The sequence below is a fragment of the Mycobacterium sp. IDUB_39 genome (assembly GCF_055419205.1).
In genome coordinates, this window is the sequence record NZ_JBVAXF010000002.1 from 330477 (window position 1) to 350498 (window position 20022).

A 20022-nucleotide genomic window follows, 5' to 3' on the forward strand; every position below is an offset into this window, starting at 1 on the left:
CACGGGAGGCTTCGAATGGCCGTCAAGACCGCACCCAATCCGGGTAGGACGCGCATCATCCGGCGCTGGCGCAAGAACATGGACGTCCTCGACGACACCGCATACGTGGACATGCTCAACACACTGTCCGAGGGCTCGGTGCGACGCAACTTCAATCCCTACACCGACATCGCGTGGGACTCGCCGGAGTTCGCGGTGATCCCGAACGATGAGCGCTGGATCCTGCCCGGGACGGACCCGTTCGGAAAACACGCCTGGTACCAGGCGCAGTCCAAGGAACGTCAGATCGAGATCGGCATGTGGCGCCAGGCCAACGTCGCCAAGGTCGGCCTGCACTTCGAGTCGATCCTGATCCGCGGCCTGATGGAGTACGCGTTCTGGGCGCCCAATGGTTCGCCGGAGTACCGCTACTGCCTGCACGAGGCGGTCGAGGAGTGCAACCACACCATGATGTTCCAGGAGATGGTGAACCGCATCGGCGTCGATGTGCCCGGCATGCCGCGGCTACTCAAGTGGATACAGCCGACCATCCCGCTGGTCGCCGGACCGCTGCCGATCCCGTTCTGGTTCGGCATTCTCGCCGGCGAGGAACCGATCGACCACACGCAGAAGAACGTCCTGCGTGAGGGCAAGACCCTGCATCCGATCATGGAGCGTGTCATGGCCATTCACGTGGCCGAGGAGGCGCGGCACATCTCATTCGCCCATGAGTACCTGCGCAAGCGCGTTCCCCATCTGCCGCGACGCAAGCGGTTCTGGCTGTCGCTCTACGTCCCGCTGACGATGCGGATCCTGTGTTCGGCCATCATCGTGCCGCCGCGGGCGTTCTGGAAGGAATTCGACATCCCGCGCTCGGTGCGCAAGGAGATCTTCTTCCGCTCGCCCGAGTCTCGGCAGATGCTGCGCGACATGTTCGGCGACGTGCGGATGCTGGCCCACGACACCGGCCTGATGAACCCGCTTGCCAAGCTCATGTGGCGGATCTGCCGGATCAACGGCACACCCAGCCGCTACCGCAGCGAGCCGCAACGCCAGCACCTGGTCCCGGTCGCGTAGGCGCATGCCTCATGTGATCACCCAGTCGTGTTGCAGCGACGGGTCCTGTGTTTACGCGTGTCCGGTGAACTGCATCCATCCATCACCGGATGAGCCGGGCTTCGCGACGGCGGAGATGCTCTACATCGACCCAGTGGCATGCGTCGACTGTGGGGCGTGTGTCTCGGCCTGTCCGGTCGGCGCCATCGCGCCCGCCTCGAAGCTCGAGCCCGAGCAGCTGCCGTTCATCGAACTCAACGCGTCCTTCTACCCGAAGCGCGAGGGCAAGCTGCCGCCGACGTCGAAGCTGGCGCCGGTGATCGAGGCACCCATGATTCACCCGCGTCCGAGCGGCCCGTTGACCGTGGCGATCGTCGGGTCCGGGCCGGCAGCCATGTATGCCGCCGACGAGCTTCTGACGCAAAAGGGTGTGCGCGTCAACGTCTTCGAGAAGCTGCCGACACCGTACGGGTTGGTCCGGGCCGGCGTCGCCCCCGATCACCAGACCACCAAGCGCGTCACCTGGCTGTTCGATCGGACGGCACGCACGTCGGGGTTCACCTTCTACCTCAACGTCGAGGTCGGATCCCATGTCAGCCATGCCGAGCTGATGGCACATCACCATGCCGTGCTCTACGCCGTGGGAGCGCCCAACGACCGTCGGCTCGATGTCGAGGGTATGGGTCTGCCGGGCTGCGGAACCGCCACCGAACTGGTGGCGTGGATCAACGGGCATCCCGACTTCACCACGCTTCCGGTGGATCTGAGCCATGAGCGGGTGGTGATCGTCGGCAATGGCAACGTCGCATTTGATGTCGCCCGGATTCTGACGAGTGACCCGGACAGGTTGGCCCGCACCGACATATCCGATCAGGCGTTGGCAGCGCTGCGCGACTCGCGGGTACGGGAGGTCGTGATCGCGGCCCGGCGTGGTCCCGCGCAGTCCGCCTTCACGCTGCCTGAGTTGATCGGGTTGACGAACACGCACGAGGTGGTGCTCGACACTGCGGATCACGAGCTGGTGCTGCGCGACCTCGCGAACGAAACCGATCCGTTGACGCGCAATAAACTTGAGGTCCTGTCGAAGCTCGGCGACGCCTCGACTCCGAGCATGCGACCCCGCATCAGGTTGGCCTACCAGCTGACCCCTCAGCGCGTGCTCGGTGAGTCGCACGTGCAGGGTATGACCTTCGCGGTCACCGGCACCGACGAGCTTCGGTCACTGGAGGCCGGGTTGATACTCACGTCGATCGGCTACCGCGGCAAGCCAATTCGCGACCTGCCGTTCGACGACGACGCCGACGTGGTGCCCAACGACGCCGGGCGGGTCCTCGACCCCGGCAGCGGGACGGCAGTGCCCGGCACGTACGTCGCGGGCTGGATCAAACGCGGCCCGACAGGGTTCATCGGCACCAACAAGTCGTGTGCGGCGCAGACCGTCGCTGAGTTGGTGGCCGACTACAACACGGGCCGGCTCGCCGATCCGACGGGTGGATCGGCCGCGATGGACCGGCTGGTGCGTAGCCGTCAGCCCGACATCGTCGACGGTGCCGGATGGAAGGCCATCGATGCCGCGGAGATCGCCCGCGGCGGCGATTTGCGGCCCCGCGACAAGTTCACCACGATCCCCGAGATGCTCGATGCCGCGGCGAGCGCACCGACCCCCTCACTGGGACGGCGCCTGCTCGCGGGATTGCGCCGCTAGCGGTTTCAGCCCTGACCCATCGACTTGGCGACCTCGTCCATGTCCACCTCGCGAACGGTCTGCGCCAGTGACCAGTGATGCCCGAACGGATCACGGACGGCGCCGTAGCGGTCGCCCCAGAACTGGTCCTCCAGCGGGGCGATGACGGTGGCGCCGGCATCAAGTGCCCGTTGGAATCTGGCATCGACGTCGTCAGCGAACTGCAGGTGGATGGTGACTGGGCTGCCGCCCAGGGCGGTCGGCGTCATCGACTTTCCCCCGCTCATCTTGGGAAAGTCGTCATTCAGCATGACCATCGTCCCGTTGATGTCCAGCGCGGCGTGGATCAACTTGCCATCGGGTCCGGGCATGCGTATCCACTCGGTGGCCCCGAATGCCTTGACGTAGAAGTCAATGGCTGCGGCAGCGTCGTCGACGACGAGGTGGGGGACGAGGAAGGGGGCGGTGGGACGTGTCGGCTCGGTCATGGGGAGCTCCTCTCGAGGGCGGGTGTTCACCACTACCGACCATCCGCTCGAGGGAAACTCATCGCAATGGGATTTCACCAGCCTCGCGCTACACGACGGAGAATCCGGCGGGCAGCGGCGCGCGGCCCGTCAGCGACAGCAGCACCGCCTCGCCGTGCCCCAGGGCGACACCGATACGCGCGGCAAGCGCGGTCGCCTCGTCGAGGACTGGTGCCGGCGGCGTGAAATCGATTCCGGTGGCGCGGGCGATGTCCAGACCGTGCACGGCCATCTCGAAGGTGCGCGTCGGCAGATAGCCGCTCAGCCGGATGCCCAGCCCGCCGATCACCGCGATCAACGGGTCGTCGTCGATAGCGGCCAGGTCGGCCAGCACGCGGCGGCGCAGATCGGCCACCGCCACGGCGGGGTCGGCGCCGAGGTCTCGGCCGGCCTGCCTGCCCCGCTCGGTGACGTCGGCGGCGCCGAGGGAGGCCGCGACGTCGCGCATGCGGGTGTAGTACTCGACAGGGCCCGCGAGGTCCTCGCGCTCAGCCGGGGTCTGCAGGTAGGTGCTCACCGTGATCAACGAACGCGAGGTGTGACCGACCAGCGAGCGCACATCCCAGTCGCCAAGGCCGGGCCCGTCCCACGCATCGGCGGGGATGGCACCGACGAGGTCGACGAACGCCTCGGCGGCGGTAGCGAAGGTCTTCGACGTCGAGGCGCTCACGCGACCGAGACGCGGTCCCACCCGACGACCGACTCCACGCTGCGTGGCTGCGGGCCGACGTAAATGGCCGACGGGCGCACCAGCTTGCCGAGACGCTTCTGCTCCATGATGTGAGCGCACCAGCCCGCGGTCCGACCGCAGGTGAACATGGCGGGCATCATCGTGGTGGGTACCTCGGCGAAGTCCAGCATCACCGCGGCCCAGAACTCGACATTGGTCTCGATGGCACGGTCCGGGCGGCGTTCGCGCAGTTCGGCGAGCGCGGCCTGCTCGAGCGCGGCGGCCACCTCGTAGCGGGGTGCGTCGAGCCGTTTCGCGGTCGCCCGCAAGACCCGGGCGCGCGGATCCTCGGCCCGGTAGACCCGGTGCCCGAAGCCCATCAGCTTGTCCTTGCGGTCGAGGATGTCCTTGACCACTGCGCGCGCATCACCGCTGCGCTCGACCTCGTCGATCATCGGCAGCACCCGGGCCGGTGCGCCACCGTGCAGCGGCCCGCTCATCGCGCCGACCGCCCCGGACAGCGCAGCCGCCACGTCGGCACCTGTGGAGGCGATTACACGGGCGGTGAACGTCGACGCGTTCATACCGTGTTCGGCCGCGCTCACCCAGTACGCGTCGATCGCCTCGACATGCCGGGGATCCGGGTCGCCCTTCCAGCGGGTCATGAAACGCTCTGTCACGGTGGAGCATTGGTCGATGGTGCGCTGCGGCACTGCCGGTTGATGGATGCCGCGGGCGGACTGCGCGACGTAGGACAGCGCCATCACCGAGGCGCGGGCCAGCTGGTCGCGGGCGGTCTGATCGTCGATGTCGAGCAGCGGGGCGTAGCCCCAGATCGGGGCCAGCATCGCCAGGCCCGCCTGAACGTCGACGCGGACGTCGCCGCTGTGGATGGGCAGTGGGAATGGCTCGGCGGGCATCAACCCGCGGTCGAACTCCCCGTCGACCAGCAGCGCCCACACGTCGCCGAACGTGACGTGTCGGTCGACCAGCTCTTCGATGTCGACGCCGCGGTAGCGCAGCGCGCCGCCGTCCTTGTCGGGTTCTGCGATCTCGGTCGTGAAGGCTACGACGCCTTCCAGGCCGGCGACGAAGTCGTCGGGCACCCCAGGCATGCCACTCATAGTTCGGATTCTTGCACTTGGCTCGAATGGGGTCACCAGCGGTCGGTAAAGGGGCGGTGAACAGGCGGGCGTAGCGTCGACGCGTATGGCGCACGACGACGGCGGGCACTTGGCACGGATGCGGGCGGAGTACGGCTCGGTGGAGAAGGACGGCAGCCCGGATCTGGACGCCGACTGGCTCGCCGACGGATGGATCACGTTGTTGCGCACGTGGATATCCGACGCCGAACGGGCAGGCCTGCCAGAGCCCAATGCGATGGTGGTCGGCACTGTCGATTCGCGGGGAAGGCCCGTCACCCGAAGTGTGTTGTGCAAGAGCGTGGACGAATCCGGGATCAGCTTCTACACCAATTACGACTCGGACAAGGGCGCCCAGATCGCCGCGAACCCCTACGCGTCGGCGACCTTCCCCTGGTACGGAGTGGGCCGCCAGGTTCATGTCCGCGGCCACGTGACCAAGGTGTCCGCCGAGGCCACCGCCGACTACTGGTCCAAGCGTCCCCGGGGTTCCCAGTTGGGGGCGTGGGCGTCGCATCAGTCGCACCCAATCGCGTCGCGGGGGGCGCTGTTGGGGCGACTGGCCGAGGTCAGCGCCAAGTTCGAGAATCTCGATGTCATCCCGGTGCCGCCGAACTGGGGTGGGTACCTGATCGCGCCGGATGTCGTCGAGTTCTGGCAGGGGCGAGAGAATCGGGTGCACAACAGGATTCGGGTGACCGGCGAGCACATCGAGCGTCTGCAGCCGTGATTCTCCCCGTCGCTGCGCTCGCCCCCGTGACACCCTTGACCCTCCACAAGGGTGGCTAGCCTCTTCGCCGACACCACACCGCTGCGAACGCCGGATTTTCGGCGGCTGTGGCTGGCCGGCATCCCGACCGTCATCGGGGCGAATCTCACGATCTTCGCCGTGCCCGTTCAGCTGTACGTGCTCACGCAGAACTCGGCCTATGTCGGACTGGCAGGGATCTTCGCGCTGGTCCCGCTCGTGGTGTTCGGCCTGTGGGGTGGCGCATGGGCCGATGCAATGGATCGCAGGCTTCTGCTCATCATCTCGTCGTGCGGACTGGCGCTCGCGTCGGTGCTGTTGTGGCTGCAGGCAGCGCTGGCGCTGAACAATGTGTGGTTGGTGCTGTGCCTGCTGTCGGTGCAGCAAGGGTTCTACGCGGTGAACTCTCCGACGCGGTCGGCCGCCATCCCGCGGATGTTGCCCGGGGAGCAGTTACCCGCCGCCAACTCGCTGAACATGACGGTGATGCAGTTCGGGGCGATCGTGGGGCCCCTGCTCGCGGGGGTGCTGCTGAGCGTCGTCGACCTGTCGACGCTGTACCTGATCGACGCCGTGACGTGTACGGCCGCGATATGGGCGACTGTGCGACTGTCCCGGATGCCTGCCTCGCCCGCCGCCGATGGTGCGAGCAGGTGGGGCCTGGGCGCGGTGCTGGACGGCTTTCGGTACCTCGCGGGTAACCGCGTGGTCCTCATGTCGTTCGTCGTCGACCTCATCGCGATGATCTTCGGCATGCCGCGGGCGCTGTTCCCCGAGATGGCGCACCTGAGCTTCGGCGCACCGGTCGATGGTGGTCTCACCATGGCGCTGCTTGCCGCGGCGATGTCGGTGGGCGCGGTGGCAGGCGGCGTCTTCTCCGGGTGGCTGCCGCGAATCCGGCGTCAGGGCCTCGCCGTGGTGATCGCGATCGTGGTGTGGGGGCTTGCCATGGTCGGGTTCGGATTGGCCAGCGGGCTGGCGGGCGGTCAGGCGGGCACGCTGCTGTGGATCGCCCTGACGTTGCTTGCCATCGGGGGAGCCGCGGACATGGTGTCGGCGGCCTTCCGGTCGACGATCCTGCAGCAGGCGGCCTCCGACGAGCTGCGGGGGAGGTTGCAGGGGGTGTTCACCGTGGTGGTGGCTGGTGGTCCGAGACTGGCCGATGCGCTCCACGGCGCGGCGGCCGCTGCAGTAGGCACCACGGTGGCCGCGGCGGGTGGTGGCGCACTGGTCGTGGTGGGTGTGGTGATCGCCAGTCTCGTCGTGCCGGCGTTCGTGCACTATCGCGTGATTGGGCAAGTAACTTAAGGAATTCTCATGTCCGGGAGTTAATATTCCGCGCGTGGCTGAACTCGCTGACGGCGCCGCTCCTGGCTTGCGCGAGCGCAAGAAACAGCGGACTCGCTCGATGCTTATTGACGCTGCTATGGACTTATGTCTGCGTCAGGGCTATGAGAACACCACCGTCGATCAGATCGCCGCGGCCGCCGACGTCTCACCCCGCACGTTCAGCCGGTACTTCGCCACGAAGGACGCGGTGTTCCTCACGCTGATCGACGACTACTCGCATGAGGTCGCCATCGAACTGGAGACGGTTCAGGCCGACGTCGGTCCGTTGGAGGCGATGCGGCAGGCGCACGTGGCGGTGCTCACCCGCGTCGCCAAGCGCCAGGTCGGCAGGATGACGACCGAGCGCATCATCCTGATGCTGCGCGTCATCAACGCCTCGGACACACTGCGCCAGGCCGCCGTCGAGTTCAAGCACGATATGACCGAGGTGGTCGTGGCCAAGCGAATGGGCGTGAATGTGGAGGATCGGAGCCGCCGTCTGGTCGGCGCGGTCTTCTCGTCGACGATCGTGACCGCGTGCGGCGACCTGATCGGCGACACCGACACCTTCCGTCTCGGACCGCTGGTCATGGTGGATCGAATCAACGAGGCCTTCGCGCAGGTGGCCCAGATGTCGGCGGACCTGCTCTCAGGCGATGGGGCGGTGCATGGCGCAGGCCACTGATGGCGGCTTGCGGGAGCGCAAGAAACGCAGGACACGTGCATCGCTGATCGAGGCCGCCGCCGATCTCTGTCTGCGCCACGGCTACGACGTGACGACGGTCGAGCAGATCGCCGCTGCCGCTGACGTGTCGCCTCGGACGTTCAGCCGGTACTTCCCGACCAAGGTGTCGGTGGTCGCCGCCATCGCCGACGACCTGGACGCCCTGATGGCCGGGGCAATGGAGAAGCAGCCCGTCGGCATCACCGAGTACGAGGCCTTGCTCGGCGCGTCCATCGAGGTCTTCACAGGCAGGGACGGCTACGAGACGCCGGGGTTCCGACAGATGGCAACGCTGATTCGGATCATCAACGGCTCCACGTCGTACCGGGCCTCGGCGCTGTCGTTGCGGCATGACGTCTCCGACGGCGCCACGATGAGGGTCATGGCCCGGCGGATGGGCGTTCCGGTGGGCGACCGAGCCGTCACTCTGGTGGTCGACACGTGGGCGATCCTCTTCTCGGACTCCTTCGCTGGCCTCGGGCAACCGGGGAACGACCCGATCGAATCCCGCGTCATCTGTGATCGCCTGTCGGCGGCCGTCGAATTGTTCAAGCGGACCTGGCAGCCCTCGCTCGGTGAACCGGACCTCGACAGGCTCCCCCACTTAAGCGCGCTCGATGGATAGCGACTACCTTCATCTGGTGACGGACCGCCCAGTCCCGGTCGACAATCGCAGAAAGGGTTAAAGTGCCCGAAAAAGCCAGTCCCGACGAGGTCGCCACGCTCCGTTATCCGGGCGGCGAAATCGACTTGGACATCGTGCCCGCCACCGAAGGTTCGGACGGCATCGCGCTGGGTTCGCTGCTGGCCAAGACCGGTTACACGACGTTCGACGGCGGGTTCGTCAACACCTCTTCCACCAAGAGCGCGATCACCTATATCGACGGTGACGCGGGCATCCTGCGCTACCGCGGTTACCCGATCGAGCAGCTCGCGGAGAAGTCGACTTTCATCGAGGTCAGCTACCTGCTGATCTACGGTGAGCTGCCGACTGCCGACCAGTTGGAGTCGTTCACCAATCAGATCCAGCGGCACACCCTGCTGCACGAGGATCTGAAGAGGTTCTTCGACGGTTTCCCGCGCAACGCGCACCCGATGCCGGTGCTGTCGAGTGCGGTCAACGCGTTGAGCGCCTACTACCAGGACTCGCTGGATCCGTTGGACAACAAGCAGGTGGAGCTGTCGACCATCCGGCTGCTGGCCAAGCTGCCCACCATCGCCGCCTATGCCTACAAGAAGTCCGAGGGTCAGCCGTTCCTGTACCCGGACAACTCGCTGACGCTGGTCGAGAACTTCCTGCGGATGACGTTCGGTTTCCCGGCCGAGCCCTATGAGGTCGATCCCGAGATCGTCCGGGCGCTCGACATGCTGCTGATCCTGCACGCCGACCACGAGCAGAACTGCTCGACGTCGACGGTGCGTCTGGTCGGCTCGTCGCAGGCCAACCTGTTCACGTCCATCTCCGGCGGTATCAACGCCCTGTGGGGTCCGCTGCACGGCGGCGCGAACCAGGCCGTGCTGGAGATGCTGGAGAAGATCCGCCAGTCCGACGGTGACGTCAAGGAGTTTGTCCGCAAGGTCAAGGACCGCGAGGACGGCGTCAAGCTCATGGGCTTCGGTCACCGGGTGTACAAGAACTACGACCCGCGGGCCCGCATCGTCAAGGAGCAGGCCGACAAGATCCTGGGCAAGATCGGCGTCCAGGATCCGCTGCTCGACATCGCCAAGGAACTCGAGGAGATCGCGCTCACCGACGACTTCTTCGTCGAGCGCAAGCTTTACCCGAACGTCGACTACTACACCGGCGTGATCTACCGGGCGATGGGCTTCCCGACCCGCATGTTCACGGTGCTGTTCGCGCTCGGCCGGCTGCCCGGCTGGATCGCGCACTGGCGGGAGATGCACTCGGAGCCGGGCAAGATCGGCCGTCCGCGCCAGATCTACACGGGTTACACCGAGCGCGACTACGCCGGCATCGACGGCCGATGAGCGCTTGCGCGAAGAGCATCCAGCACCGCTAGTCTCGCGAGCAGTCGCAAAAGCCCCTCAATCCACCGGATTGAGGGGCTTTGTGTCTGTTCGGCCACATTGTTTGCATTGGTAATGGTTGTGGTTTCACAATAGTTGGATGAACATCGAGTCGATGACGCCACGGCGCAAGGTCATCATCCTGATGTCCTGCTGCCTGAGCCTGCTCATCGTGTCGATGGACGCCACCATCGTCAACGTCGCGATCCCCGCGATCCGCACCGATCTGCACGCCTCGCCGACCCAGCTGCAGTGGGTCATCGACGTCTACACGCTGGTGCTGGCGTCGCTGCTGATGCTCGCGGGTGCGACGGGGGATCGCTTCGGCCGGCGGCGCGTGTTCCAGATTGGCCTGACGGTGTTCGCGCTCGGATCCCTGCTGTGCAGCGTGGCGCCCAGCATCGAGATGCTGATCGCAGCGCGGTTCGTCCAGGCGATCGGTGGGTCGATGATGAATCCCGTTGCGCTATCCATTATCTCGCAGATCTTCACCGGACGTGTTGAGCGGGCGCGGGCGCTTGGCATGTGGGGCGCGGTGGTCGGCATAGCGATGGCGCTCGGCCCGACGGTCGGTGGTCTGCTGATCGAACTGGTGAGCTGGCGGGCCGTGTTCTGGATCAACCTCCCCATCTGCGCGGCGGCCATCGCGCTCACCGCGATCTTCGTGCCCGAATCCAAGTCGTCGACAATGCGCAATATCGACCCCGTCGGGCAGCTGCTGGCGGTGATCTTCCTGTTCGGCGTGGTGTTCGCGCTCATCGAGGGTCCCGGTATGGGCTGGACGGACCCCCGGGTGCTGATCATCGCGATCACGGCCGCTACGGCGTTCGTGGCCTTCCTGCGGTATGAGTCGCGGCGTCGCGATCCCTTCATCGACCTGCGCTTCTTCCGTAGCATTCCGTTCGCCTCGGCGACGCTGACGGCGGTCAGCGCCTTCGCGGCGTGGGGGGCGTTCCTGTTCATCATGTCGATCTATCTGCAGGCCGAACGCCATTACTCTGCGATGCAGACGGGCCTGATCTATCTGCCGATCGCCATTGGCGCGCTTGCATTCTCACCGCTGTCGGGCCGGCTGGTGGGACGCTACGGCGCGCGGCCGTCGCTCTTGACCGCCGGGCTTTTCATCACCGCGGCCGCCGCGATGCTGGTGTTCCTCACGGCGTCCACCCCCATCTGGGCGCTCATGTTGGTGTTCACCGTGTTCGGGATCGGCTTCTCGATGGTCAACGCGCCGATCACGAACGCCGCGGTCAGCGGTATGCCAACCGAGCGTGCCGGTGCTGCCTCGGCCGTGACGTCGACCAGCCGTCAGGTCGGAGTGAGCATCGGAGTTGCGCTGTGTGGGTCGGTGACGGGTTCGGCGTTGACGCAGATCGGCTCGGACTTCGCGTCAGCAGTTCGGCCGCTGTGGTTCGTGTGCGTCGGGCTCGGCGTCGTCATCTTCGCGCTGGGATGGTTCTCGACGTCGCCGCGGGCGCTGCGCTCGGCAGAGCGTCTGGCGCCGCTCATCGCGGGCGAGCCCGACAATAAGGAGGACGTCCGTGTCGCGTGATCCGCTGGCCGACGAGGTGTGGCGAGACCTTGCCGCCGTGGTGTTCGACAATCGCGACAACTGGCGGCGCGCGACCGTCGAGGCCTCCGGGCTGCCGTTCAGCCGAGTCCGTGTCCTTCGCCGCCTGGCGCGAGGCCCGATGTCGCCCAAGCAGATCGCCGAGGCCGCCACCATGGACGCTCCCGCCACGACGGTCGCCATCAACGACCTCGAGGACCGTGGGCTGGTGATTCGCACACCCGATCCGACGAACCGGCGGTCCAAGCTCGTCTCGCTCACCGATGCGGGTCGCGACGTGCAGGCCCTCATCACGAGCATCGACGACCCGGCGCCGCCGGTGTTCGACGCGCTGAGTGAGGACGAGCTGCGCGCGCTGCGCGACATCCTGGCCAAGCTGAGGGCGTACTAGCGGCCCAGGACCGCCATCGCCGCGTTGTGTCCACCGATGCCCGATACCGCGCCACCGCGGCGGGAACCCGACCCACACAACATGATTCGATCGTGATGTGTCGCGACGCCCCAGCGACGAGCCGCGGTGTCGAGCGGTTCGTCGTCCTCGGTGAACGGCCACGCCAGTGCGCCGTGGAAGATGTTGCCCGCCGTCATGCCCAGTGCGTCCTGCAGGTCGGCGGTGGTCTTGGTCTCGATACAGGGTCTGCCGTGCAGGTCGCGCATCACGACGTCGGCGATCGGTTCGGCCAGCACGGAGTTCAGTGATGCCAGCACCGCGTCGGTGAGAGCGTCCCGCACCTGGTCGCCGTCGCCCGCGGTCGTCAGCGCGTGCGGGGTGTGCAGCCCGAACACCGTCAGCGTCTGAGCGCCGGAACGCCGCAGCTCATCGGACAGGATGGTGGGGTCGGTCAGGGAGTGGCAGTAGATCTCGCACGGCAACGGTGCGGGCACTCGTCCCGCGGCGGCCATGGCGAACGCCGAGTCTAGTTGGCGCAGAGTCTCGTTGACGTGGAACGTGCCGCCGAACGCCTGCTCCGGTGAGACACTGTCATCGCGCAGGCGGGGGAGACGGCGCAGCATCAGGTTCACCTTGACCTGCGCGCCGGGTGCCGTCACGGGTGCGGTCTCGCCGAGCAGGCCGGCCAGCACCGTGGGGGTGACGCCGGCCAGCACCACCTCGCCGTGCACCCGCTGATCCCCGTCGGCGGTGCGGTAGCGCACCTCGCCGTCGGGATTGACGGCGAAGACCTCTGCACCGGTGACGATCTCGGCGCCGAAGCTCGATGCCGCCGCGGCCAATGCGTGTGTGACGGCTCCCATGCCACCGATCGGCACGTCCCAGTCGCCGGTTCCGCCGCCGATCAGGTGGTAGAGGAAGCACACGTTCTGCACCAGCGACGGATCGTCGGTGCGAGCGAACGTGCCGATGAGGGCGTCAGTGGCCATCACGCCGCGGATGAGGTCGTCATCGACGGCACTGGTGATCGCCGCGCCGATCGGGCGGTCGATCATCGCCTCCCACGCCGTGGCGGTGTCGGGGTCGCCGCCGTCGAGGGCATGGCGACGGGCCGCCGATCTGGTGCGCAGGGGCTCGGTGAGCGTCGGCCACAGTCTCCTTGTGACGGTCCCGCACCGGCGATAGAACTCGGCGAAACCCTGTGCGTCGCGCCCTGCGCCGATCGCGTCGAAGTTGCTGTCCGCCCCCACCAGCAGACCGGTCCGGCCGCCGTCGGCGGGGTTGGGGGTGTAGGACGAGACGCTGCGCCTACCCAGTCGGATCCGGGCGCCGAGGTCGTCGATGATGGTTCGCGGCAGCAGGCTGACGAGGTAGGAGTAGCGCGACAGGCGGGCGTCCACGCCGTCGAAGGCATAGCTCGACACGGCCGCGCCGCCGACATGGTCGAGGCGCTCCAGCAGGCGCACCCGCCGACCCGCGCGGGCCAGGTAGGCGGCCGCGACCAGGCCGTTGTGGCCGCCGCCCACCACGACAGCGTCGAAGCGGTCGTCCGGGCCCGGCACGCTGATCAGCTCAGATAGCCTTCGACCTGGTCACCCGGTCGCCGGTTTGCCTCGTTGGGGTTCTGACCCGTTTCACGCAGCGCGCGCCGCTGCCGCAGCAGGTCCCAGCACTGGTCCAGTTGGACCTCGAGTGACTGCAATCTGCGTTGTTCCTCGGACTCGCCGATATCGCGACGCTGAAGCTTGGCTCGCAGGTCCTTCTCCTCGGCGACAAGCTCGTTTACATGGGCGAGAATGTCACGGTCTGTGTCCACTGATTCAGTGTGCCCGACTACGGTGATCAACGTGGCTACCAAACCCGAAATCGAATTTCCCGACGGTCCCGCGCCCGCCGACCTCGTCATCGAGGACATCACTATCGGCGATGGTGCCGAAGCGGTCCCCGGCGGCAATGTCAAGGTGCACTACCTGGGCGTCGAGTACGACACGGGCGAGGAGTTCGACAGCTCCTGGAACCGTGGCGAGTCCATCGAGTTCCCCCTGCGCGGCCTGATCCAGGGCTGGCAGGACGGCATCCCGGGGATGCGCGTCGGCGGCAGGCGCAAGCTCGTCATCCCGCCCGCTCAGGCATACGGACCGGCTGGCTCCGGGCACCGGCTGTCCGGCAAGACACTGATCTTCATCATCGACCTGCTCGACGTCCGCTGATCGGTCGCACCGACCGTCACTGAGGGGAGTGCCCGATGCCGGGTTCTGACGACGACCGCACCGTGTCTGACTGGCGAACCGAGTCGAGGTTCTACCGGCGGCAACCCGGCATCGGCTGGTTACTCGCCCTGTTGGCGGTCCCGCTGCTGATCGCGCTGATCGGGTGGGGCGGCCTCAAGGCGACGCAGCAGGCCGACGACCCGGTCCTGACGGTGCCAAACGTCAACCCGTCCGCGACGCTGACGGCCACCCCGACTGCACCGGCCGCGAGCGAGCCTGCGGCGCCCTTCGGTCGATTCTCGATCGTCCGCAACGCCACGGGATTCACCCTCGGTGGCCAGCTGCCCGACGCGACCCAGAAGTCGTCTCTTTTGGAGGCGATGGACCTCGCAATGCCGGGTGCCACCATCGTCGACGAACTAGAGGTCGCACCCGGGGTCAGGTTTCCCGACGTCGCCGCACTGGGCGGGGTGTTCAGCGTGACGCCGAACATCCCCGACTTCAACCTCGCCGTCGACGGCGGCACGCTGACGCTCACGGGCACGGCGCCGTCCGAATCGGAGAAGGCCGCGGTGGAATCCGCGGCTGCGGCGGCGTGGCCGGATGTGCGGATCGTCAACAACATCACGGTGCGAGCGGCCGCCTCGACGCCTTCACCTGCCCCGGCCCCACCTGTTCAGGCGCCACCTGCTGCGCCGGGACAGGGTGCGGCAGGTGCGTGCGCCTCGCTGCAGGCCGACGTGACCGGACTCCTGCGGACGCCCATCACCTTCGCCACCGACGGCGCCTCGCTGGTGGGCGACTCCCAGTCGCTGCTGTCACAGGTGGCGGACCGGCTCAAGGCCTGCCCTGACGCCAGAATCGCGGTCGTGGGCTACACCGATAACACAGGCAACGACGGCATAAACGTCCCGCTCAGCGGTAACCGCGCCAAATCCGTTGCGGACGCCCTTGTTTCGGACGGGGTTGCCGCTGACCGCGTCACGTCTCGGGGAGCGGGCGCCGCCAACCCGGTGGCGGGCAATGACACGCCACAGGGCCGCGCGCAGAACCGTCGCGTCGAGATCACAGTCAGCTAAGGAGATTCGACATGGACTTCGTCATTGCGTGGTTGTGGTATCTGCTGGCATTCCTAGTCGGGTCACTGTTGGCGTGGTTGCTGGCGACGGTCACGATCAAACGCACCAGTGAGCAGGAGGCGCTCGACGACATGCCGGGCTCACGAGAGCTTGGAGCACGCTGATGGGCGCGGCGAACGGCTGGTTGATCGTCCTGGCCGCGGTGCTCGGGTTCGTGCTCACGGCGGCGTTCATGGTGGCCCGGGTCAAGCGCGAGGTGCCCGTGGGCGCCAAGTCCACGTTGGCCGGCGGGGCGGCCAAGACGCAGCCCAAGACCCAGCCCGAGCCTTACGGCGCCGGATCTGTCCGGCTCGTGGTGGCGTCGGCAGACGGACCGTCGGGCTACACGGTCAAGGGCAACGAGGACTCGATGCTCTACCACTCCTCGGAGAGCCCGAGCTACCGGCAGACCATCGCCGAGGTGTGGTTCCTCGACGTCGAGTCGGCAGAGGCGGCCGGGTTCAATCGGTGGGACAGCGGCAAGTCTCAGCGCGACAAGAAGTAGCTAGGACGGTCCGGGGAGGCGCAGCAGCAGACGCGCGCCACCCATCGGGCTTTGCTCCAACGTCGCGGTGCCACCGTGCAGATCGGCCTGCTGCGCGACGAGCGCCAATCCCAGTCCCGAGCCCGAGTGCGACGCTGTCGACCCCCTGCTGAAGCGGTCGAACACCACCGTGCGTTCCTCCTCGGGAACACCGCACCCGTCGTCGTCGATGGCGATCTCAACGCCGGCACGCGAACTCACCGCCGACAGCTGAACACGTGTTGCCCCACCGTGTTTCACCGCATTGGCGATGGCGTTGTCGACCGCGAGGCGCAGCCCAGCGGGCAGGCCGATGATGATGACGGTCGGCGCTGGCGCCAGCGACACGTCGAGATCACCGAACACCCGCATCGCGTCGTGTGCTGCGCGGTCGAGCAGCTCGGTGATGTCGACGGGTACCTGATCGTCGAACGTCGACAGCTCACCCTGGGCCAGCCGTTCGAGCGCCGACAGCGTGGCCTCGATGCGCGACTGGGTGCGGATGACGTCGTTGATGACCTCCTTGCGTTGATCATCGGGCATGTCCAACGTGGCGAGCACCTCGAGGTTTGTCCGCATCGCGGTCAGCGGGGTGCGCAACTCGTGCGATGACACCGCGGCGAAGTCCCTTGCCGAGGTCAGAGCGGCCTTCGTGCGGTCCTGTTCCTCCCAGATGCGCTGCACCAACCCGTTGACGGCGTCCGCGATCTCGACGGCCTCGGTGGCGCCGCGGACCTCGACGTCGGGCGCGTCACCGCCCAGGTCGATGGCGCGCGTCTGCTGGGCAAGCCGCTTGAGCGGGCGCACCGCGAACGCGGCCAGCAGCCACCCCGCGACGGCGGCGGCGCCGATCGCGAACGAACAGATCACGATCACCCGACGGTGCAGGTTGTTGGTGTCGGTGATGGTCGCGTCGTACGTGGCGCCGACGGCGACCGACATCGCAGGCGCGTCCGGGCCGGGTCCGCGGATCTGCACCGTCCGAACCCGGTAGCGCACGCCATTGACGTAGGTGTCGGCGTAACCGGGTTCCAAGTCGGGCAGCACCACGTTCGAGTTGGATGTCACATCACCGTCCTGGCGCACGGTGATGATCGCGTCCTCATCGTTCGGGGAACGCGGAATCTCGTCGAAGCCGCGTGGCAGGAACGGGATCGCGAACCCGGCGGCCTCGTCGAGGCGGCGGTCCAGGCGTTCCTTGCGGTCGTTCGTGATGCCGATCCACACGATGGTTCCGACGATGCCGACGACGATCGCGGCCGCGATGGCTGTGGCGAACGCGACGCGAGTCCGCAGTGACGGTGTACGCCGGAAGACCCGCGCGAAGGCGTTCACCGCCGCGCTACTTCTGTCTGTTCTTCGCGCAAGCGCTCATCACTGCTGCCGCAGGACGAATCCCACACCGCGGACGGTGTGCAGCAGGCGAGGTGCACCACCCGCCTCGAGCTTTCGGCGCAGGTATCCGATGAACACGTCGACGACGTTGGTGTCGGCGGCGAAGTCATACCCCCACACCAGTTCCAGGAGCTGCGCGCGCGACAGCACCGCGGTCTTGTGCTCGGCGAGGACGGCGAGCAGGTCGAACTCCCGCTTGGTCAGGTCCACGTCGGCACCGTTGACGCGTGCGCGTCGACCCGGGATGTCCACCTCGAGTGGGCCAACGGCGATGGTCTCCGAGGAGAACGTCGCCGTGGAACCACGACGACGCAGCAGCGCCTTGACCCGTGCCACCAGTTCGGCCAGCACGAACGGCTTCACCAGGTAGTCGTCGGCGCCGGCCTCCAGGCCGGCCACCCGGTCGTCGACAGAGCTGCGGGCCGAGAGCACACAGACCGGCACGTCGTTGTCCATGGCGCGCAGCGCGGTCACCACGCTGACACCGTCGAGCACCGGCATGTTGATGTCCAGGACGATCGCGTCGGGCCTGGACTCGGTGGCGCTGCGCAGCGCCTCGGCGCCGTCGACCGCGGTGAACACCTCAAAACCGGACAGGCGGAGTCCGCGTTCCAGCGACGCGAGCACGTCGGGATCGTCGTCGACCACCAGTACTCGCGGGGATGCGCCTCCGGTGTCCATACCGCTATCTTGCCCGATGGGGTTCGCAGGATGCGGGAGGCGCGTGACCAGGAGATGAACCGAAGCTGGGAATTCGGTGCTTGGCACGCGGGAAAGCGCTGCGCGCGCTAGCTTCGTCAGTCGTGCAGCCGAACGGACCCAGTCTCATTGTCGAACCAGATGACGGCCTCGACCCGGTCCGACTATTCATCTCCTCAGCGCAGCGCTCACTGCTCATCAAACAGTTCACGTTCACCGACGAGACGCTGATCGCGGCCGTTGTCGACCGGAAGCGCGCAGGTATCGACGTGCGGGTGATGCTGAACGCCAAGCGATCCGGCGGGGACCGCGCCAATGACGACACCTTCGAGCAGTTCCGCGCCGAGGGGATCGACGTCAAGTGGACGAACCCGAAGTTCTACGTCACGCACGAGAAGTCGATCGTCGTCGACGGACAGGCCGCGTTGGTCGCCACGTTCAACCTGTGCCTGAAGTACTTCACCAGCACTCGCGATTACGGCGTCATCACCCGCGACCCGGCGCACGTGGCCCAGATCGTCGAGGTGTTCGAGGCCGACTGGAATGAAGCGGACTGGGTGCCGTCGGCGTGCGAGGGGCTGCTGTGGAGCAATGCGAACTCGCGTCTGCACATGGCCCAGTTCATCGACACCGCGACGACGCGCCTGGACGTGCAACACCCCAAGTACGTCGATGCGGTGATTCTCGACCACATCGCCGCTGCGGCGGGCCGTGGCGTCAAGGTGCACGTGTTGTGCGGTGGGAGGCACGGCATCAGTGAGTGGGACGTACTCGACACGTTCGCATCGCTGCGGACGCTGCGGCGGTTCGGGGTCAAGGTGCACAAGCAGAAGAATCTGCGAGTGCACGCCAAGCTGTTGATCGCCGACGACGAGCGGGCTCTGGTTGGCTCGATGAACATTGACCGCAGCGCATTCGATCTGCGGCGCGAACTCGGTATCACCATCGCGGATCCTGCTGTCGTCGCGCGGCTGAAGTCCGTCTTCGAGGAGGACTGGGCGCTGTCGCATCACTACGCGCCGCCCGATCCGCTCGATCCCACGACGCACCACGAGGACGACTTCCCGCACGATCCCGAACTCGCCCATGAGTGAGGTGGGGCCACCGAAACCCTCGCTGCTAGAGATTGCCTGGACGTTCAACCACATCGCGCTGGCCTCGTTCGGCGGTGGCCTGTCGGCATGGTCGCGCGAGGTGCTGGTCGTCGAGAGGCGCTGGCTCGGCGAGGAGGAATTCCTCTCAGCGATGACGATGTGCCGCATCCTGCCTGGCGCCAACCAGGTGAACATGGCGGTGTTCGTCGGTACCAAGATGCGTGCTGCGCCGGGCGCGATCGCCGCCGTCGTCGGCCTGTGTTTGGTACCGCTGGCGATCGTGCTCTTCCTGTCGTGGCTGTACTTCCGCTTCAAGGAGGTGCCCGCGGTGAAGGGTGTCCTGCACGGGGCGTCGGCCGCGGCCGTGGCACTGACCGTGGCGATGGTCGTCAAGACGGGACAGAAGTGCCTGACCGGTCTGGTGCCGGTGGGCCTGTTCGCGCTGGCGTTCGTGCTCAACGGAGTGCTGCGGTGGCCACTGCTCGGCGTGCTGGCGATCGTCGCGCCGCTGGCGCTGGTGTGGGCCTGGCCCAGGGACCGAGGCGCGGCCAGAGCGTGAGCACTTACCTGCAGTTGGCGCTGTTGTTCGGTGGGCTGTCGCTGATGTCGATCGGTGGCGGCAATGCCGTGCTGCCCGAGATGCACCTGCGGTCGGTGAATCAGCACCACTGGATGACCAACGGTCAGTTCGCCGACCTGTTCTCGATATCTCAGACAGCGCCCGGACCGAGCATCCTCATCGTTGGCATGGTCGGCTACGCCGCGGGACTGCAGGCCGGGGGCGTGCCCGGCGCGATCCTCGGCGGGGTGATCGCCACGGCGGCCATGGTCATCCCGGCGGCGTCGCTGGTGTACGCGATCACACTGTTCTGGCAGAGGGCTGAGGAGTCGCGCTGGCGAATCGCCGTGGAGAAGGGCTTCGCCCCGCTGACGGTGGGCCTGATCCTGGCGTCGTCTCTGGTGATGAGCCGCGCCGCCGACCACGACTGGCGCGCCTACCTGCTGACCGCCGTCTGCACCGTCATCTTCGTGCGTACCAGCCTCAACCCATTGATCGTCGTGGCCGCGGCAGGAGTGATCGGCTACTTCGGCATCGTCTAGTCGCGATTTCGGCGCGCTTTCGTTCGCTGAGCGA

The 20022-nt window shown here is 66.9% G+C and carries 23 protein-coding genes; 16 read left to right on the forward strand and 7 right to left on the reverse strand.

Annotation, left to right across the window (positions count from 1 at the left end):
* Window positions 1–15: 15 nt before the first annotated feature.
* Together ACZY0X_RS07830 and ACZY0X_RS07835 are read left to right on the forward strand one after the other, a co-directional pair.
* Entirely contained in the window at window positions 16–1056 is a 1041-nt protein-coding gene (locus ACZY0X_RS07830) for an AurF N-oxygenase family protein (protein ID WP_463769156.1), read from the forward strand.
* A gap of 4 nt (window positions 1057–1060) precedes the next feature.
* A complete protein-coding gene (locus ACZY0X_RS07835; RefSeq protein ID WP_463769158.1) occupies window positions 1061–2740 on the forward strand; it encodes an FAD-dependent oxidoreductase in 1680 nt (559 codons plus the stop codon).
* 5 nt (window positions 2741–2745) lie between these two features.
* Here ACZY0X_RS07835 and ACZY0X_RS07840 read toward each other — a convergent pair whose 3' ends face one another.
* From ACZY0X_RS07840 to ACZY0X_RS07850, 3 genes are all read right to left on the reverse strand, one after another.
* Entirely contained in the window at window positions 2746–3207 is a 462-nt protein-coding gene (locus ACZY0X_RS07840) for a VOC family protein (protein ID WP_463769160.1), read from the reverse strand.
* A gap of 88 nt (window positions 3208–3295) precedes the next feature.
* Entirely contained in the window at window positions 3296–3916 is a 621-nt protein-coding gene (locus ACZY0X_RS07845) for a maleylpyruvate isomerase family mycothiol-dependent enzyme (protein ID WP_463769162.1), read from the reverse strand.
* Window positions 3913–5031, reverse strand: a complete 1119-nt coding sequence (locus ACZY0X_RS07850) for a citrate synthase 2 (protein WP_463770551.1) — start codon at window positions 5029–5031, stop codon at window positions 3913–3915. The genes ACZY0X_RS07845 and ACZY0X_RS07850 overlap by 4 nt, the downstream gene beginning before the upstream one ends.
* 94 nt (window positions 5032–5125) lie before the next feature.
* On the opposite strand from ACZY0X_RS07850, the gene pdxH reads away from it, so the two are divergent.
* The 7 genes from pdxH to ACZY0X_RS07885 all read left to right on the forward strand — a co-directional run bounded on the left by pdxH (window position 5126) and on the right by ACZY0X_RS07885 (window position 11848).
* On the forward strand, window positions 5126–5788 hold the full coding sequence (gene pdxH, locus ACZY0X_RS07855; protein WP_463769164.1) for a pyridoxamine 5'-phosphate oxidase: 663 nt from the start codon (window positions 5126–5128) through the stop codon (window positions 5786–5788).
* Between the two features lie 51 nt (window positions 5789–5839).
* Window positions 5840–7114: an MFS transporter gene (locus ACZY0X_RS07860; RefSeq protein ID WP_463769166.1), complete on the forward strand. Its 1275-nt coding sequence runs from the start codon at window positions 5840–5842 to the stop codon at window positions 7112–7114.
* 34 nt (window positions 7115–7148) lie between these two features.
* Complete coding sequence (locus ACZY0X_RS07865; RefSeq protein ID WP_463769168.1) at window positions 7149–7820, forward strand: TetR/AcrR family transcriptional regulator; 672 nt, start codon at window positions 7149–7151, stop codon at window positions 7818–7820.
* Entirely contained in the window at window positions 7804–8484 is a 681-nt protein-coding gene (locus ACZY0X_RS07870; protein ID WP_463769170.1) for a TetR/AcrR family transcriptional regulator, read from the forward strand. Before ACZY0X_RS07865 ends, ACZY0X_RS07870 begins: the two co-directional genes overlap by 17 nt.
* A 62-nt stretch (window positions 8485–8546) precedes the next feature.
* Complete coding sequence (locus tag ACZY0X_RS07875; protein WP_241403229.1) at window positions 8547–9848, forward strand: citrate synthase; 1302 nt, start codon at window positions 8547–8549, stop codon at window positions 9846–9848.
* A 154-nt stretch (window positions 9849–10002) separates the two neighbouring features.
* Window positions 10003–11439, forward strand: a complete 1437-nt coding sequence (locus ACZY0X_RS07880; RefSeq protein WP_463770552.1) for a DHA2 family efflux MFS transporter permease subunit — start codon at window positions 10003–10005, stop codon at window positions 11437–11439.
* A complete protein-coding gene (locus ACZY0X_RS07885; protein WP_463769172.1) occupies window positions 11429–11848 on the forward strand; it encodes a MarR family winged helix-turn-helix transcriptional regulator in 420 nt (139 codons plus the stop codon). The genes ACZY0X_RS07880 and ACZY0X_RS07885 overlap by 11 nt, the downstream gene beginning before the upstream one ends.
* Here the strand turns inward: ACZY0X_RS07885 and ACZY0X_RS07890 are convergent.
* Complete coding sequence (locus ACZY0X_RS07890) at window positions 11845–13410, reverse strand: phytoene desaturase family protein (protein WP_463769174.1); 1566 nt, start codon at window positions 13408–13410, stop codon at window positions 11845–11847. The two genes, ACZY0X_RS07885 and ACZY0X_RS07890, sit on opposite strands and share 4 nt — an antisense overlap.
* Window positions 13411–13415: 5 nt before the next feature.
* On the reverse strand, window positions 13416–13664 hold the full coding sequence (locus tag ACZY0X_RS07895) for a DUF2630 family protein (protein ID WP_463769176.1): 249 nt from the start codon (window positions 13662–13664) through the stop codon (window positions 13416–13418).
* Between the two features lie 31 nt (window positions 13665–13695).
* Between ACZY0X_RS07895 and ACZY0X_RS07900 the strand changes: the two genes are divergently transcribed.
* From ACZY0X_RS07900 to arfC, 4 genes are read left to right on the forward strand one after another with little or no spacing between them, the layout of a single operon-like run.
* Complete coding sequence (locus ACZY0X_RS07900; protein ID WP_463769178.1) at window positions 13696–14058, forward strand: FKBP-type peptidyl-prolyl cis-trans isomerase; 363 nt, start codon at window positions 13696–13698, stop codon at window positions 14056–14058.
* 35 nt (window positions 14059–14093) lie between these two features.
* Window positions 14094–15137 (forward strand): channel-forming protein ArfA/OmpATb, encoded by a 1044-nt coding sequence (arfA, locus tag ACZY0X_RS07905; RefSeq protein WP_463769180.1) that lies wholly within the window; start codon window positions 14094–14096, stop codon window positions 15135–15137.
* An 11-nt stretch (window positions 15138–15148) separates the two neighbouring features.
* Window positions 15149–15301: a channel accessory protein ArfB gene (arfB, locus tag ACZY0X_RS07910; protein ID WP_241403236.1), complete on the forward strand. Its 153-nt coding sequence runs from the start codon at window positions 15149–15151 to the stop codon at window positions 15299–15301.
* Complete coding sequence (gene arfC / locus ACZY0X_RS07915; protein ID WP_463769182.1) at window positions 15301–15681, forward strand: channel accessory protein ArfC, sunset domain variant; 381 nt, start codon at window positions 15301–15303, stop codon at window positions 15679–15681. Before arfB ends, arfC begins: the two co-directional genes overlap by 1 nt.
* On the opposite strand, the gene ACZY0X_RS07920 is transcribed toward arfC, so the two are convergent.
* Together ACZY0X_RS07920 and prrA are read right to left on the reverse strand one after the other, a co-directional pair.
* Entirely contained in the window at window positions 15682–17034 is a 1353-nt protein-coding gene (locus ACZY0X_RS07920) for a HAMP domain-containing sensor histidine kinase (RefSeq protein ID WP_463769184.1), read from the reverse strand. It abuts the gene before it with no gap.
* A gap of 39 nt (window positions 17035–17073) precedes the next feature.
* Window positions 17074–17775, reverse strand: coding sequence for a two-component system response regulator PrrA (prrA, locus tag ACZY0X_RS07925; RefSeq protein WP_241403239.1), 702 nt, complete (start codon window positions 17773–17775; stop codon window positions 17074–17076).
* Between the two features lie 122 nt (window positions 17776–17897).
* Here prrA and ACZY0X_RS07930 point away from each other — a divergent pair, with 122 nt between their 5' ends.
* The 3 genes from ACZY0X_RS07930 to ACZY0X_RS07940 are packed head-to-tail and all read left to right on the forward strand — an operon-like array spanning window position 17898 to window position 19988.
* Window positions 17898–18887, forward strand: coding sequence for a phospholipase D-like domain-containing protein (locus tag ACZY0X_RS07930; protein WP_463769186.1), 990 nt, complete (start codon window positions 17898–17900; stop codon window positions 18885–18887).
* Window positions 18880–19446 (forward strand): chromate transporter, encoded by a 567-nt coding sequence (locus tag ACZY0X_RS07935; RefSeq protein WP_463769188.1) that lies wholly within the window; start codon window positions 18880–18882, stop codon window positions 19444–19446. Before ACZY0X_RS07930 ends, ACZY0X_RS07935 begins: the two co-directional genes overlap by 8 nt.
* The gene (locus tag ACZY0X_RS07940) at window positions 19443–19988 is read left to right on the forward strand and encodes a chromate transporter (RefSeq protein ID WP_463769190.1); all 546 of its coding nucleotides are present in this window, start codon (window positions 19443–19445) and stop codon (window positions 19986–19988) included. The genes ACZY0X_RS07935 and ACZY0X_RS07940 overlap by 4 nt, the downstream gene beginning before the upstream one ends.
* Window positions 19989–20022: the final 34 nt, after the last annotated feature.

Excerpts from the sequence above, each read along its gene's own strand:
- ACZY0X_RS07830 (WP_463769156.1), top strand. The coding sequence starts at position 16 with ATGGCCGTCAAGACCGCACCCAATCCGGGTAGGACGCGCATCATCCGG.
- ACZY0X_RS07835 (WP_463769158.1), top strand. The coding sequence starts at position 1,061 with ATGCCTCATGTGATCACCCAGTCGTGTTGCAGCGACGGGTCCTGTGTT.
- ACZY0X_RS07840 (WP_463769160.1), bottom strand. The coding sequence starts at position 3,207 with ATGACCGAGCCGACACGTCCCACCGCCCCCTTCCTCGTCCCCCACCTC.
- ACZY0X_RS07850 (WP_463770551.1), bottom strand. The coding sequence starts at position 5,031 with ATGCCTGGGGTGCCCGACGACTTCGTCGCCGGCCTGGAAGGCGTCGTA.
- pdxH (WP_463769164.1), top strand. The coding sequence starts at position 5,126 with ATGGCGCACGACGACGGCGGGCACTTGGCACGGATGCGGGCGGAGTAC.
- ACZY0X_RS07870 (WP_463769170.1), top strand. The coding sequence starts at position 7,804 with ATGGCGCAGGCCACTGATGGCGGCTTGCGGGAGCGCAAGAAACGCAGG.
- ACZY0X_RS07880 (WP_463770552.1), top strand. The coding sequence starts at position 10,003 with ATGACGCCACGGCGCAAGGTCATCATCCTGATGTCCTGCTGCCTGAGC.
- arfA (WP_463769180.1), top strand. The coding sequence starts at position 14,094 with ATGCCGGGTTCTGACGACGACCGCACCGTGTCTGACTGGCGAACCGAG.
- arfB (WP_241403236.1), top strand. The coding sequence starts at position 15,149 with ATGGACTTCGTCATTGCGTGGTTGTGGTATCTGCTGGCATTCCTAGTC.
- arfC (WP_463769182.1), top strand. The coding sequence starts at position 15,301 with ATGGGCGCGGCGAACGGCTGGTTGATCGTCCTGGCCGCGGTGCTCGGG.
- prrA (WP_241403239.1), bottom strand. The coding sequence starts at position 17,775 with ATGGACACCGGAGGCGCATCCCCGCGAGTACTGGTGGTCGACGACGAT.
- ACZY0X_RS07935 (WP_463769188.1), top strand. The coding sequence starts at position 18,880 with ATGAGTGAGGTGGGGCCACCGAAACCCTCGCTGCTAGAGATTGCCTGG.